This window comes from Iocasia fonsfrigidae, from assembly GCF_017751145.1.
In the GTDB taxonomy this organism is placed as follows: Bacteria; Bacillota; Halanaerobiia; order Halanaerobiales; family DTU029; genus Iocasia; species Iocasia fonsfrigidae.
Window position 1 is genome coordinate 3,630,816 of sequence record NZ_CP046640.1, and the last position, 15,805, is coordinate 3,646,620.

The 15,805-nt window shown below is 36.7% G+C and carries 11 protein-coding genes; 1 reads left to right on the forward strand and 10 read right to left on the reverse strand.

Annotated features, from left to right (window positions below; translation table 11 throughout):
- Positions 1-102: 102 nt before the first annotated feature.
- Entirely contained in the window at positions 103-3,447 is a 3,345-nt protein-coding gene (locus GM661_RS17410; RefSeq protein WP_230867936.1) for a DUF5107 domain-containing protein, read from the reverse strand.
- An 80-nt stretch (positions 3,448-3,527) separates the two neighbouring features.
- On the opposite strand from GM661_RS17410, the gene GM661_RS17415 reads away from it, so the two are divergent.
- On the forward strand, positions 3,528-4,460 hold the full coding sequence (locus tag GM661_RS17415) for an AraC family transcriptional regulator (RefSeq protein ID WP_230867937.1): 933 nt from the start codon (positions 3,528-3,530) through the stop codon (positions 4,458-4,460).
- Positions 4,461-4,520: 60 nt separating this feature from the next.
- Here GM661_RS17415 and araH read toward each other — a convergent pair whose 3' ends face one another.
- From araH to GM661_RS17460, 9 genes are all read right to left on the reverse strand, one after another.
- Positions 4,521-5,480, reverse strand: a complete 960-nt coding sequence (gene araH / locus GM661_RS17420; protein ID WP_230867938.1) for an L-arabinose ABC transporter permease AraH — start codon at positions 5,478-5,480, stop codon at positions 4,521-4,523.
- Positions 5,481-5,514: 34 nt separating this feature from the next.
- Positions 5,515-7,005, reverse strand: coding sequence for an L-arabinose ABC transporter ATP-binding protein AraG (gene araG, locus GM661_RS17425; RefSeq protein ID WP_230867939.1), 1,491 nt, complete (start codon positions 7,003-7,005; stop codon positions 5,515-5,517).
- A 73-nt stretch (positions 7,006-7,078) separates the two neighbouring features.
- Positions 7,079-8,011, reverse strand: a complete 933-nt coding sequence (locus GM661_RS17430; protein ID WP_407929684.1) for an arabinose ABC transporter substrate-binding protein — start codon at positions 8,009-8,011, stop codon at positions 7,079-7,081.
- 369 nt (positions 8,012-8,380) lie between these two features.
- A complete protein-coding gene (locus GM661_RS17435) occupies positions 8,381-8,968 on the reverse strand; it encodes an ANTAR domain-containing response regulator (protein ID WP_230867941.1) in 588 nt (195 codons plus the stop codon).
- A gap of 13 nt (positions 8,969-8,981) precedes the next feature.
- Complete coding sequence (locus GM661_RS17440) at positions 8,982-10,817, reverse strand: ATP-binding cassette domain-containing protein (protein ID WP_230867942.1); 1,836 nt, start codon at positions 10,815-10,817, stop codon at positions 8,982-8,984.
- A gap of 457 nt (positions 10,818-11,274) precedes the next feature.
- Positions 11,275-12,279, reverse strand: coding sequence for a LacI family DNA-binding transcriptional regulator (locus GM661_RS17445; RefSeq protein ID WP_230867943.1), 1,005 nt, complete (start codon positions 12,277-12,279; stop codon positions 11,275-11,277).
- A gap of 279 nt (positions 12,280-12,558) precedes the next feature.
- Entirely contained in the window at positions 12,559-13,977 is a 1,419-nt protein-coding gene (locus tag GM661_RS17450) for an FAD-binding oxidoreductase (RefSeq protein WP_230867944.1), read from the reverse strand.
- On the reverse strand, positions 13,974-14,978 hold the full coding sequence (locus GM661_RS17455; RefSeq protein WP_230867945.1) for an electron transfer flavoprotein subunit alpha/FixB family protein: 1,005 nt from the start codon (positions 14,976-14,978) through the stop codon (positions 13,974-13,976). Before GM661_RS17455 ends, GM661_RS17450 begins: the two co-directional genes overlap by 4 nt.
- A gap of 14 nt (positions 14,979-14,992) precedes the next feature.
- On the reverse strand, positions 14,993-15,790 hold the full coding sequence (locus tag GM661_RS17460) for an electron transfer flavoprotein subunit beta/FixA family protein (protein WP_125986612.1): 798 nt from the start codon (positions 15,788-15,790) through the stop codon (positions 14,993-14,995).
- Positions 15,791-15,805 lie beyond the last annotated feature (15 nt).

The window sequence follows — 15,805 nt, forward strand, 5'->3', positions numbered from 1 at the left end:
GAAAGGCAAAACTACAACACTGATACACTTATTAAACAGCTTAATGCCTTTTACTCCTTTAAAAACTATCTCTTCAATCTTTTTTTAACTCCTAAAACGGATTTATCCTGCTATTTCTTTCAGAATATCAAGGTGAACTAAAACTCCCTGGTGATTAATATTTAGATTGTGAGCCTTTGATAAATGATCCTCTGCTTTTTGATATTTACCCAACCCCAGCAGCCCAAGAGCCATTAAATAATGGCAGTGTACTTTATTCTTCTGTTCTAAATCAGCATCAAAAACAAGAAAATCAGGTAAGGAAACAGCAAAATAGTCTATTTCTATCTTATCATCCAGGTGTGCTTTTCCATAGTCAAGTAATTTCTTGAACTTCCTGACTGCTCCAGTTTCATCACCTAGTTCCCTGAGAGCCAGTCCCTGGTAAAAAATCAAATCAGCTGGCTGGTCATTATAAAAGAACATATCTGAGGGTTCTTCCGGGCCCTGACTGGCCTTACTTAAATATTTTTCAGCCTGTTCCTTTTTACCAAGTCTTTGGTAACTTAACCCAAGATAATAATTAATATCATTTTCCTGAACAATAGGTAATTTCCCTTCGCCAAGATTTACAGGATACTCTTTGGCCTGTAACAACAAATTAACCGCCTGCTGATATTTCTCTTCCTTGACAGCCAGTCTGGCCAGCTGTAATAAGGAAAAAACATACTGGGCAGTAACCTTACCCTCACCACCTTCCCAGGGGTGAAATTTCCTTTTTTTCAGGAGTTCAAGTGCCTTCTGATATTTTCCTATATTATTATAAAGGGTAAGATATTCATTATATAAATCATCTCTTCCCTTAATTAAAGACATATTCTCTTCAAGGAAAGCAAGCCTTTCCAGATGACCAAGCTGTATTTTTTTATATAATTGATCAAGTTCAAAAAGGACCCTGGCATCAGTGGGATTTAGTTCAAAGGCTTTCTCCAGTGAAATCCTGGCTTCAGCAGTTTTCCCTTCTTTATTATAATAGGCTAGAGCCAGATTACGGTGGACAGTAGGGAAGTCATTATCCTCTTCTCTGGCCTTTTCCCAGAGACTAAGGGCCTTTTGATATTGCTTCTTATCATAATAGAGATTCCCCAGATAATAAGGTGCCCGCGGATCATGTTCATTAACTTCCATTGCCCTTTCCAGAACAGAGATCGAATTAGCCCTATGGGGAAAACAATAATCAGACTGAGCCTTTACTGCTAATTCATAATATCTCCAGCTCTTATCTTCTTGCTTAATTTGCTCACAATAATATCCTAAATAATAATAAATCATAGGGTAGACTTTTTCCTTGCTAGAAGCCCTCTCAATTAATCTCTCCAGAAGGTCTACTGCCTCATTATAAAACCCTGCCTCTGCATAATCAATAGCTGTTTCCAGATAATTATGGTGGCTGTCCCGCATAATACAGGATAGTTTTTCTTTAACAGCCTGTGCCTGCTCTTTACCCTTATTAAAAGAATTAATCAGATAAAGTTCATTGCGTACAAGAAAATCAAGTCTGTCTATTTTGAAAGTCTCCTGAGCAAAATCACGTGCTTCTTCCATTCTATTCTGCACACGGAGTATCATAGTCTTTAGATTGCGGGCCTTGATATGATGGTAGTTTTTAATAATAGACTTATCTACATATTTTAAAGCCTCACCATAATTACTTTTCAAACAGGCAATCTGGGCCAAAACATAATACCCACTGGCCTGCCAGGCCTCATTCCAGACCGCTTGATAGAAGGCATCAAAGGCTTCATCCAGTTTACCCTGCATTTTAAGTGTTAAACCTAAATTATAATAAGGTTCACCATTATATGGATTAGGATTTTTCCAGGTAAGTCTCTCAATTGCCCTTCTAAAATAAACCTCACTTTCAGCAAACATACCCCTTCTAAAAAGCAGTCTCCCGTAAGCATTATTAATCCGAATATCACCGGGGTCCCTTTTTAATCCCTCCAGATAATAGGGATCAGGTTCATAGGTAGCATGTCGGTATTGTTCTAAATGAAGGCCGGTCAAGAAAAGCCTTTCATTACTATCAATTTCTGCCGGTCTAACCGCTGGTTTAGCTGGTTTAGGTACTTCTATTTCATTATCTCTATCTGTCTGGTAAGAGATAAGCAGATCCCCTTTATCTGTAATAACCTTTAATTCACACGAATCCTTAGTCCTGTTTTCAGCAAAGTTAATTTCTTTTTTATAAACCTTTTCAGGCCCGGTAGTAACTATCTCCTTTACTAAGACATCATCACCTGAGTTTAACCTTATCTGCAAATTTTCATAGATAGAAGTAGTATAAACAGCTAGGCTGGCCTTAGCACCTGCAAACTCTAGATTTACTAAAACATCTTTATTAGCATTCTTTACTTCACCCAGTTGTTTATAGGGCATAAAATACTGTTTAAAGGTCTTTTCTTCATAGGGTTGTAACCAGGTGAAATCAGGTTGATTATCTGTATATACCCCGGTCATTAATTCAATGTAAGGGCCATCTTCATCAGTAAGATTCCTGTACCAGGCCTGACCAAAATCCCCATTACCCCAGGTCCATTGTTTCTTACCAGGTGCAATATGATGGTCAGCTACATGTAAAATGCCAGCTTCCCTCCCAAAATCATAGCCCCCAACAAAATCATAATCGGAATGATAAGCCATATAAGAAGTAGGTACTGGTATGTTTTTATACATGGAAATATCAACACCATCAGAATAATCAACTTTATAATACTCTCCAGTAGCAAGAGGAAAAGTAGAAACATCCCTTTTACCATGGTCAAAAACAGCATTAACATCTGGTGGAAAAATCGACTTATACTGATCATTAACCGCTACCGCTGGGTTGGCCCACCATAAAAAGCTCTGTGGTAGCTTAGTACCATTATAAAGCTGACCCGCTATTTCCAGATAGGCCTTATCTGGGTAAAGGGTAATTCCAGCCATCCCTTTAGTTCCATACATCCTGTCAATTTCACTCAAATAAACAGTTTTACTACCATCCTCATTCTCAACTAGGGTATATTCCAATGGTGCAAAGGTGCGCGGCCTGTGATGCTGTGGCCAGTTAAACTCAATCCCTCCAGATATCCAGGGACCTGTTAAACCTACCAAGGCAGGTTTAATAACCTGATTATAATAAACAAAATCATAGCCGTTTGTCTTATCATAAGCCCGCTGAATCCTTCCACCTATCTCCGGCATAATCATAATTTTTAGATAAGGGTTTTCCAGATACACTACCCGGTATTCCTTGCTTACCTTTTTATCATAAATTTTTTCAGTAAATGGTAATGGGTAAACCTTTCCTGAGCTCCCCTGATAAACCCTTTTTTCTAAAAACATTGGATTCTTATCAGCCTCTCCGACAGGGTAAGTAGGTATCTCAAGGTCCTCTTCCCACATTTTTACATAGTCTTTTTTCATGATTAATCACCCCTTTTCAACTATTTACTTTAATATATAATGAACACAGCTCTATAGCAATGGAATTTAAAATAGAAAAGATGGACTATATTCTTATTATTATTGAAATTATCTTGGTCTTTTTATATAATATAATTATGAAAAATATAAAAAAGAAAAGCGGATTCCAAAATGAAAAAATCTTTGTTATACCGGAGAATATTATTAAAAAAACTTCTCGTCATCCATTGTTAAAAAACCTCTATGTGACAGATATTGGTTATTTTCCTCATGCACAATATCACTATAGAAAAAGAAAAAAAGGGAGCAAACAATATATTTTAATCTATTGTTCAAAAGGAAAGGGGATAATCACTATCAATGGACAAAAACGAAATATGGAAGAAAATACACTGCTGATCATTCCGCCTTTTTTAGCACACATCTACAGCTCTGATAACAAAGAACCCTGGTATATCTACTGGTGTCATTTTAACGGCCAGATAGCTGGGCATTATTTGAATCTTAATAACAAAGACAGTTTAACCATTTCCAGTATAGCAGTTAATAAATTACCCCTTATTACAGGTTTTTTTGACTCAATCTTTAATGTGCTAAACAGTGGATACAGTACTAATAACCTTATTTATTCAGCACAGGCCTTTAACCATATTCTCGCTACTATCTTTTTTAAAGAGACAGGTCAAGAAGATCAAAACTATATTAATGAAACTATTAGCTATATGAAAGAAAACTTCAATAAAAAAATAAGCCTTGATAAACTGGCCAGCCAGAACAATCTATCAAAAAGCCAGTTCAATAAACTATTTAAAGAAAAAACCGGTTTTTCACCTATTGATTATTTCATTAGGTTAAAAATCCAACAGGCCTGTAAATACCTGGATTTAACTGGCTTACAGATAAAGGAAATTGCCGCCAGACTTGCCTATAATGACCCCTATTACTTTTCAAGAGTCTTTAAAAAAATCATGGGGATATCACCCAGAACTTATCGAAATATTAAAAAAGGATAAAAAAAATCACTGCAGCCTACCCACAGTGATTTTACAATCTTCCTTTATATTATTGTACTCTTACAGATTACGCTGTTTTAATTTATCAAGATAGATAGCAATTAATAGTACTGCCCCCCTGACAACATATTGATAAAAAGTAGGGACATTTAATAGATTTAAGGCATTAGAAATCATACCCATAATCAACACACCAACAATCACACCACTCATTGTAGCTATACCACCATTTAATGACACTCCACCAAGTACACAGGCTGAAATAACATCTAACTCCAGACCCTGGGCTGCATTTGGCTGCCCACTAGTCATACGAGAAGCCAGTATAACACCAGCAAAACCTGCCATAATTCCCTGCAGAGTAAAAATAGTTATCTTGGTAAAATCTACATTAATACCTGCTAACCTGGCTGCTTTGGTATTACCACCAATCGCCAATGTGTTTTTACCAAAAACCGTATTATTAAGTAATATCCCAAAGATAATAAAAGATATAATGATAATCCAGATCGGGGTCGGTATACCAAAAATCATGCTATTACCCAGTTTAAAGAAACCTGCTTCCCTAATACCTACTGCCCTACCACCTGACAATATAAAAGCCATTCCCCTGAAAATCATCTGGGTAGCCAGGGTAACTATTAAGGCATTTAATCCCAGTTTAGCAATGGAAAAACCATTGATTATACCAACTATACCACCACCTATAATACCGGCAAAAATACCCAGCCATACATTCCCTGTAGCATTAATAATGACCGCAGCCATAACCCCTGAAAAAGCTACTGTCGAACTTACAGATAGGTCAAAATCACCACTGCCTAGAGCAAACATCATTGTATTGGCTATAATACCTATGGTTACTACTGAAAGTGCCAGTCCCACCATATTCCTCCAGGTGAAGAAATAGGGTACAAAGATAGACAGTAAAATAAACATTACCACAAAGATAACAATTATGCTATAATTATCATAAAAATATTTTAATGATAACTTTGATTTTACTCCACTATTATCCATATTATCAAATCTCCCTTGCCTTAAAAATTTTATTTCAGGAAACAGGCAGTGCCATGGAAAGTATCTTCTCTTCGGTTGCCTCTTCCCGGTCTAATGAACCAACAATCTCACCACTTCTCATGACAATAATCCTATCTGCAACACCCATCACTTCAGGCAATTCACTGGAAATAAAGACTACTGCTTTACCTTCACCGGCAAGCTGGTACATTATCTTATAGATTTCATATTTAGCCCCAACATCTATACCCCTTGTTGGTTCATCCATTAAAAAAACCTCAACATCTTCACTCAACCAGCGTGATAAAATCACCTTCTGCTGGTTTCCACCTGACAGATTCCCGGCCAGCTGCTCCCTTGATGGGGTTTTAATATCCAGACTCTTAATAAATATATCTGTTGTCTCTTTTTCTTTCTCCTTATCCAGAAAAAGGCCAGCCTTCAGACTGTGTCGCCTACAACTTACATTAATATTCTCACTAACAGAGCGTATACCAATAATCCCTTCATCTTTTCTATCCTCTGGCAAAAGGCAGATACTATTTTTTATAGCAGTTTTAGGGTTATTAATTTCAACCCTCTCTCCATTTACTCTAATCTCACCTGATTCTACTGCTTCCTCACCATAAATCAGTTTAAAGAGTTCTGTTCTGCCAGCCCCAACTAACCCAAAGAAACCAACCACTTCCCCAGCTGCCACTTCAAATTCAGCCTTTTTACTAATACCAGGGCCATATATACCTTTAACCTGAAAAATTGTTTTTCCCTTATCCCGGGGTTCATAACCATAGATATCTTTAATCTCACGACCCACCATCTTCTGAACCAGCAAGTCGTGGGTAACATTTTCCATATCTCTGTATGTTTCAATATGTTTTCCATCACGAAAAACAGTACAGGCATCACATAATTTAAAGATTTCTTCCATCCTATGAGATACATAAATAATTGCGCACCCTTGTTCTTTTAAATTATTAATAATTTTAAATAAATGTTTAACTTCCCTTTCTGATAGGGAACTTGTCGGTTCATCAAAAGCAATTATCCTGGCATTTTGTAATAAAGCCTTACCTATCTCAACCATCTGCCGCTGGCCGATAGACAGGTCTTTAAGTTTAGTGTCAGGGTCAAAATCCTCCATCAAACCCTCAATCTGCTGCCGGGCTTTTTCCATTAATTCATGATGGTCAACAAAACCCTTCTTATGTGGAAAATTACCGACCATCAGGTTCTCAGCTACTGTCATCTCTGGAACCAGATTTAATTCCTGGTAGATAACGGCAATACCTGTATCAAGGGCATCCCTGGTACCGCTAAAATTGCGCTGTTTACCATCTATTATTATCTGTCCCTTGTTCGGTTGAAATGCTCCACTTAGGGTGTGTAAGAGGGTTGACTTGCCAGCACCATTTTCACCAACTAACCCATGTATGCTCCCACTATCAACCCCAAAAGAAACCTCATCAAGGGCCTTGACACCAGGGAAAGTTTTCGTTATATTCTTAAACTCTAGATAATGACTCATAATACAACTCCTCTCTTCCAAATTAAAGAGAATAGGCCAGGCAGCAGTACTGCCCTGGCCCTATCTATCAAACTTAGTCCATTAGTTCTTCATAATTTCCTCTATGCATCAATGTACCAGCAGTCCAGGTAACCTTTGGCGGTTCTTCCCCTTCAGCAATCCATTTATACATCAATTCAGCTGTTTCATAACCATGTTGTCTGGCACTTAATTTTACAGAGGCATAAAAACCGGTAGGTTCATTTTTTTCAAATTCATTAATAGCAAAATTAGAACCATTAATACCAATACCAATGACCTGATCAGCACCAAAACCCTGTCCCTCCAGGGCCCTTACTGCACCAATAACTGAAGAATCATTACCACCAGCAATAATCCATTTATCTACATCTGAATGCTTAGTAATAGTGATATTTGCAGCATTAAAAGAACCTTCAGTATCAAGAGTCTTCATTGGGCTTTCATATCTATTAGCTTCTGGGAACCCCTTTTCCAGGAGCACATCTGTTGCCCCATTAGTTCTCTCAGCAATAGTTGGTAATTGATTATAGGTCATTTCCAGATAACCTACCTCATCATAATCCCAACCCATCTCATTCATCTGTTCAACCAGGGTCTTGCCCACTAACTTACCAATATTATAAGCAGAAATACCCATATGGTGTACTTCTTCCATAGGCTGCTCATCTGAACCAACAAAGCGGTCATCAACACTCATAAACTTTAAACCCTGCATATCTGCCCTGGCCTTAATGGCAGGACCCAGCTTAACATCAGGTGTACAGATAATAAAACCCTGGGCTCCCTGAGCAGCCAAATTATCAATAGCCGATAATACCTTTTCACCATCTGTTGTACCAATCTTTATTACCTCAAAACCATAATCTTCTCCAGCCTCTTCAGCATATCTCCACTCATCCTGGAACCAGGCTTCTTCAGGTTGTTTAACTAAAAAACCAATTTTGACATCTGCAGCCCCGGCAATAGAAACCACACCCAAAACCATTACAACACTAAGCACAAACAATAATAATTTTTTCAAGTTTTTTCCTCCTCTAATTATTTTGTTTATTACGCGACAAAAAACCCCCTCTGAAACTAAGAACTCACTTTATGAAGTCACCCCCTTTAATACCTTAAATAACTCATAAATAAACCCTGCCTAGATAAGAATGCAAAAAGAGACCCTCTTTAACAAATAACCTGACCAGGTTATTGATAAAAAAGGGCCTCCTTGACCTCTTTAGCAATTTGTACCGACCATCAGTACAAATATAAGTATTTTATTTGTACAATATTATACCAGAAATATAGTTAGATGTCAAATAATTTACACTAAAGTCAATAGTGGAAATATTATAAGATAAACCCCAAATTAAAGTTCAAACTGTTGATCGGCATCAATAATATCCCTGGCGATAATAACCATTTTTTTGTTCTGCTCATTGCTCCTTTTCTGTAGCAAGCGCATAGCCTCTGCCTCTTTTAAATCCATTCTGTCCATCAGGATACCTTTGGCCTGTTCAATTAATTTGCGAGCTTTCAAGGCCTCCTCTGCATTATCCAGTTCATCCTGTAGTTTTTTAAATTCTGCAAAACGGGCCCGGGCAATATCAATCGCCGGTCTTATATCATTAATACCCACAGGTTTGATTAGATACCCAAATACACCAGCCTCTGTTGCCCGGTCAATCAATTTCTGATCATTATACCCAGTTATAATAATACAGGGAATTAAACACTGCTCATTGATCCTGCTGGCTGCTTCTATACCGTCCATAGAAGGCATATTAATGTCCAATAAAATCAAATCAGGCTTTTTCTCCAGGGCTAATTTAACTGCCTGTTTACCATCTAAAGCCTCCCCAACAACCCGATGACCGAGCTTTTCCAGATTAGATTTCAAACCCATTAATATGACTGACTCATCCTCAGCTATTAAAACATTTAATGATTTATCCATAAATCACACCCCTTTAAAACGGTATACTGATATCCACCTGGGTACCATTAACAGATGACAACTTTATATCACCTCGAAACTGATGTTTCACAATAGAAAAAACTATGGATAAACCAAGACTATCTAATTCATCCATCTTAAAATCAGCTGGTAACCCCTTCCCATTATCTTTAACTATCAGTTTAATCCTATCCCTGCTTTTACAGCATAATATCTTAACTTCCCCCTGGTTGTTTTCTGGAAAGGCATGTTCAAGGCAGTTGCTAACTAATTCGTTAATAACTAAAGCAATAGCAGAGGCCTTATCATAAGAAATAAAAATATCATCAAGTTCCAGTATCATCTTAACCTTATTAGTATTTAAAAACTCAATAATAACATTAACTATTTCTTTGACATTAATTATACTCCTCCCTAATTCATCTTTTGACAGAAGGTCATGTACAGAAGCTATACTCTTTATACGAAAGATAATATTATTTAAAGTATCACTTATATCCCTTGATGAATGCTTACCCATAAAATCCTTCTGCAGGGTAATCAAACTTATAATATACTGCAGATTGTTTTTGATCCTATGGTGACTCTCCTGCAAAAGGGCTGACCTACCCATCAGTCTAGTATCTTCAATAGCAAGAGCAGCCTGTCTGGCCAGGGTTGATAGATAAATAGCCTCTTTCTCAGAATAATTGTATTCTTTTCTATAGGAAACCTGAATTATTCCTGTTACATGTGAGCGTATCAAAACCGGGGCCACCACAATCGTCTTTACTCCATTAACCCCTTTAAAGAGTTTGAAAAAGTCTTCATCATGCTGAAAGGCATAAAAGATCTCATCATTCCTGGTAAGCTGAAAGATTACTTCTTCTTTCAGCTCGGCAAACAACTTATTATTAGTACTATAATCAACTGTATCTATGATCGTATTAGTCTTTTCATCAAGCAATTTGATTGTACAAGCATCAGCTTTCATAAAATCTGTAGTGTATTCAGCCAGTAATTTTAATACATCTTTCAACTCATATTTGGAAGTCAGGAATTCTGTAGCTTTAAAAACTGTATTTAGAATCTTCTTGGTCTCATTCTCTACCTCTACACCACCACTGTCCCTATTATATAATTCATTACCCAGCATCATATTAACCAGTCTCTCAGGTGCTGTTCTGGCCTCTTCCTCTGATACAGTACCCAGAATTTCACCCTGAAACATCACTGATACATGGTCGGCAACCTTTAAGGCATCCTTCCACTGCTTAGTTATATAGATAATACTACCACCCTCATTTTTATACTGGTAGATATTATTATACAGCCTCTGTATTGATTTAACTCCCAGGCAATCTGTTGGCTCATGCATAATTACTATCTCCGGCTTATTAAAAAAAGCCCTGACAATAGAAAGGTTCTTTTTCTCTTCAGCCGATAATTTACCCACCCTCATATTATAGTCAAAATCCAGTTCCATAATATCAAGGGCCTGGTGGCAGTTATTCTTTACACCCTGAAAATTTATAAAGGGCAACAGTCCACACCTGGGATATCTGTTCAATGAAATATTCTCTGCCACAGTAAGTTCATCCACTACTGAAGGTGTATCAAAAATAAATTCTATCCCCTTATTCCGCAAAAGAGATATCTTAAAATCAAGCGGTTTTCCCTTAAAAAAAATATCCCCTTTGACATCAACTAAACCAGCAATAGCCTCTATCAAGGTCTTTTTTCCAGACCCCCCCAGACCTACAACAGCATGAACCTCCCCAGGAAAAAGATTCAGGTTAATATCGTTAAGGTTAAAACCATCAAGGTTAACGGTAGTTAAACCCTGTATCTCCAGTAGAAAATCTTCCATAACATAACACTCTCTTCCCCTTAACAGGCATAAATAGATATACTGTTTAAAATAGTCTGTTTTTTGTTGTCATATCTATATTATTTCTAGCTAAAAACACATGTCCCTGCAATTTTTTCATAATTTTTCTATACCCTTTCCCTATATATTCTATTCCCTTCCTCTTATTTTATTAATTATCTCTCAACTTAGTTTTTTTAATAAATTAACTAAGAATATTATACTAAATCTTAATTATTTTTGTCAACTAAAATTCATATCGTAGATAGATATCTATTAAAGTGTGCATTCGAAAAGTAATAAATAGGGGATTATATATCCCTAAACGAAGTTAAGGTGTTACCGTTGAGTGAAGGGATAGATAATCCCCTCCGGGTATAATACTGATACTTTTCGAACAGACTCTTAAAATAGGCTTTTTTATAAAAAAGATTATTTGCAATTATATTTTATATGATTAGATTAATTTCCTTGTTGAATTTCTTATTACTAATCTTGTATCCAGAATTTTTGCTTCTTTTTTGTTTGTTTTCCCTTTTATTTCATTAATTAAAATCTGGGCAGCTAATTCACCTGTACTATATTTGGGTTGATGAATTGTCGTTAAACCAGGCCGTATTAATTTGCTTATATCAATATTATCATGCCCAATTACTGAAATATCTTCCGGTATATTTAAGCCATTATCTAAGATAGCCTCATATGCCCCTAAAGCCATAAGGTCATTAGAGGTAAAGATTGACGTAGGTTTATCATCCAGGGAAAGTATTTTAAACATTTGTTTAAAGCCTGATTCCCTACTATAATCCCCTTCTAAAACCCATTTTTCATTATATCTTAAATCAGCCGATAATATCGCCCTCTTAAAACCCAGCAACCTGTTTTTAGCAGAACTAGTTTTTAAGTCACCAGTAATATGCCCGATTTTTTTATGTCCTAACTGTATTAAATGTTCTGTAGCTGTAATAGCTGATTTAATATTGTCTATTGAAACAGAAGATATTTTATAACTACTTATATTGTCAGCTATCTGAACTACCGGTAATATCCTCTGCTCCAATTCTTTCAACAATTCCTTATCACTTAAAGATAAAAAAATTACTATTCCATCTACACGTTTATTTCTTAATAAATTAATTGCCTGTCTTTCTTCATCTCTGTTATTATCCGTATCACACAAAATAACTGAATATCCCTGTCTTTTGGCGGTATGTTCAACTCCTCTGGCAACTTCTGGAAAAAACGGATTACTAATATCAGGTACAATTAATCCTATAGTATTGGTTTTATTCAACACTAACCCCCTGGCAACACCATTGGGGTTATAACCCATTTTATCTATTATCTTTTTGATCTTTTTCTTGGTTTCAATATTAACATCTGGTTTATCATTTAAAACCCGGGAAACAGTTGTAACTGATACTCCAGCCTCTTTAGCAATATCTTTTATAGTAACCCTCATAAATTATATAACCTCCAAACATGAAAGTTTATCAATATTTCAAACTCCTTTATTAATCTCCTATATTAATCTCCTAATATGTTTAACTACATAGCAAGTTAATAAAATGATATTGATAGACACTGACCAACAAAAGATTGTCAATGTCTATCACTAAATCAATAATTTTTAGAACCATATAACTTAGCTATATGCAGACTTCATTTAGATAATTTAACCGATTTTTTCCATTATAATTATAAGTTATCTTATAGTATAATGCAAGCAATTAGTATACATTTACTCCAACTTAAAAATCTTCCCGGGATTTAAGATGTTATTTGGGTCAAAAGATTTTTTGATTTTCTTCATCAGCCCAAGCTCAACAGGGTCAATTAATTCTTTCATAAATTTCCTGCGTTTAGAGCCAATACCATGTTCACCACTAAGTGTACCTCCCAATTTTAGAGCGGCCTGATATAATTCATATAATGCTTTTTCCTCAGTCTGGTACCATTCCTGCATATCTGTATCTGGATTTTTAACCAGTGTTGCATGTAAATTGCCATCACCAGCATGCCCATAACAGGGAATCTGAATATTATATTTCTTTGAAATACAAGTTATTTCTGGCATCAACTCAGGTATTGCTGCAATAGGAACAACAATATCTTCTAAACTCTGATGGGGACTGAAGACCTTAAATGCCTCAGCAATATTTCTACGCACATTCCAGACCCTCTCCTGTGTTGTACGATTATCTGCTACATAAACTTCAATAGCCCCTTTTTCCAGACACAACTCCCCAATAGTTTCGGCATCATCTTCAACTTCCTGTACTTTATGACCATCTACTTCAATTAAAAGAACTGCCCCTGCCTCTTGATAAGGAAGGTGCTCATTCAAATACTCACAGGATTTTTTAATTGATAATTTATCCATAAATTCAATACCAGTAGGAATAATCCCGCCTCTAGTCATAATAGTAGGTACCATCTCAATAGCTGATTTAATATCTTTAAATAAAACGAGCAAGTCAACTTTTTCAGTTGGTAGAGGCAAAAGTTTTACAATGGCTTTTGTAATAATACCTAGGGTTCCTTCTGAACCAACAATCAATTGTTTAAGATCATATCCGGTAACATCTTTAACCCTTTTTCCTCCAAGTTGAACAATCTCACCTGTAGGAGTAACAATTTCTAATCCCATAATATAGCGACCAGTCACACCATATTTTACTGCTTTACCCCCACCTGCGTTTTCAGCAATATTTCCACCAATATAACAGGACTCTACACTCATAGGATAACCAGCAAAAAAGAGTCCTTTTTCCTTAATTTCTTCATTAACACTATTAGTAACTACCCCTGGTTCCAGAGTCATCATTAGATTGTTATAATCAACCTCTAAAACCTGATTCATTTTCTCTACTGATAAAACTATTCCACCATATTCAGGGATCGCCCCACCAGATAATCCACTCCCAGCACCCCTTGGAGTAACAGGTATTAGCTCCAGGTTGGCCAGTTTCATTACAGTAGAAATCTCCTCTGCTGAACTTGGGGTTATTACTACTTCTGGCAGATGGCCATACTGTTCAATAGGGGTTTCATCATGGGAATAGGTCTCCAGCTTTGCTGGGTCAGTTAAGACATTTTTTTCCCCCAAAATCTCTATCAGTTGGTCTAGTATTTTCCCAGTAACAGGATTATATTTCACTTTACACCCTCCTTCTCCAATAGCTCATTTATTTCTGGGATTATTTCAAAAAGGTCGCCAACAATCCCAAAATCAGCTACTTTAAAGATAGCTGCCTCCGGATCCTGATTTATCGCAATAATTGTTTCAGCCGTTTTCATCCCAGCCAGGTGCTGAATAGCTCCTGATATTCCAGCAGCTATATAAAGTTTAGGGGTTACAGTTTTACCACTAAGCCCTATCTGGTGTGGATAAGAGAGCCAGTCCCTATCAATTGCTTCCCGGGAAGCCCCTATTACACCATTAAGTCTTCCAGCCAGTTCATTAAGCAAATCAAAATTTTCTTTTTTCTTAAGCCCCTTGCCCCCAGCTACTACTATCTCTGCATCTTGAATATTATCTTCTTCTGCATCATTTCTAAAAGCAATTCTCTCCACCCTACCATCAAAGAGCTGCTGATTATATTGATAATTTATAATCTCCCCCTTGCCTTGGCGTGAATAATCAACTTGGGCTGGCCTAGTAGACCTGGGCCTTACTGTCGCCATCTGCGGTCTGTGTTCAGGTGTTTTAATTGTAGCTAAAATATTACCACCGATAGCCGGTCTAGTCTGTAGGAGGTCATTGGAATCTTCCTCTATATCCAGTTCTGTACAATCAGCTGTGAGTCCTGCATGCATTCTAATGGCCACATGGGGCATTAACGCCCTTCCACTAGTGGTTGCAGCTGATAAAATAATAGCTGGTTTATATTTCTTAATCAACTCTATCAAAACATTACTGTAGTTTTCTACAATAAAATGTTCTAATTCAGGTGCATTTGCCAAATAAACCTTATCTGCCCCCCTTAATATTAGTTCTTCTGCTTGTTCTTCACTGATATTATTACTTAATAAAATCGAGGTCAATTCACAGCCTAGTTTTTTAGAAAGTCTTTTACCCCGGGTAAGTAATTCATAAGATACTTCTTTAATTCTTCCATCTTCAGCTTCAGCAATAGTCCATATACCTTTATATTTCATCGACTGTCTCCCCCTTAAATAATTTCCTTTTCCTTAAGAAAATCTTTAAATCTCATTACAGCCTTTTGCAGACTATCTTCATCAATAACCTTGAGATATTCTCCATTCCTGGTAACTCTGGGATGACTTATTTTTACTACTCTGGTAGGGGAACCCTGTAATCCTAGTTTCCCCTGTTCTAATTCAATATCTTCCGCCGACAATTTTATTAACTCTGCTTTTTTAGCTTTCTGCTTCCCCCTTAAAGTAGGTAGACGGGGAAAACTAATTTCTTTTACTACTGTTAAAAGGGCAGGTAAGGGTGCTTTTAATACTTCATATCCTTCTTCAACTAATCTCTCAACTGTTAGACTATCTTCTTTAATATGGTTAATCTTACTGATATAAGTAAGTAATGGTATATCTAGAAAAGAGGCTATCCCTGGTCCAACCTGTCCGGTATCTCCATCAGTAGCCCTTTCTCCAGCTAAAATCAAATCATATTTACCCAATTTTTTAATAGCTTCTGCCAGGGCATATGAGGTTGCCCAGGTATCTGAACCAGCAAATTCCTTGCCTGATAAAAGAACTCCTTCATCACAACCCATAGCTAAGGCCTCTCTTAAGGCTTTTTGAGCCGATGGGGGGCCCATAGTTATAGTTGTTATCCTTCCACCATATTTTTCTTTAAGTTCAATTCCTAATTCAATTGCATAAAGATCTAAAGGGTTAACAATGCTTTCTACTCCAGACCGCACCATTGTTCCTGTCTCTTCATCCATTTTGACATTCCCTGTTTCCGGTACCTGTTTGATTGGTATTATTATATTCAATTCCTACTCCTCCTT

Bases quoted from the DNA above. Each gene is read 5' to 3' on its own strand.
- GM661_RS17410 (WP_230867936.1), bottom strand. From the start codon at position 3,447: ATGAAAAAAGACTATGTAAAAATGTGGGAAGAGGACCTTGAGATACCT.
- GM661_RS17415 (WP_230867937.1), top strand. From the start codon at position 3,528: ATGGACTATATTCTTATTATTATTGAAATTATCTTGGTCTTTTTATAT.
- araH (WP_230867938.1), bottom strand. From the start codon at position 5,480: ATGGATAATAGTGGAGTAAAATCAAAGTTATCATTAAAATATTTTTAT.
- araG (WP_230867939.1), bottom strand. From the start codon at position 7,005: ATGAGTCATTATCTAGAGTTTAAGAATATAACGAAAACTTTCCCTGGT.
- GM661_RS17430 (WP_407929684.1), bottom strand. From the start codon at position 8,011: ATGGTTTTGGGTGTGGTTTCTATTGCCGGGGCTGCAGATGTCAAAATT.
- GM661_RS17435 (WP_230867941.1), bottom strand. From the start codon at position 8,968: ATGGATAAATCATTAAATGTTTTAATAGCTGAGGATGAGTCAGTCATA.
- GM661_RS17440 (WP_230867942.1), bottom strand. From the start codon at position 10,817: ATGGAAGATTTTCTACTGGAGATACAGGGTTTAACTACCGTTAACCTT.
- GM661_RS17445 (WP_230867943.1), bottom strand. From the start codon at position 12,279: ATGAGGGTTACTATAAAAGATATTGCTAAAGAGGCTGGAGTATCAGTT.
- GM661_RS17455 (WP_230867945.1), bottom strand. From the start codon at position 14,978: ATGAAATATAAAGGTATATGGACTATTGCTGAAGCTGAAGATGGAAGA.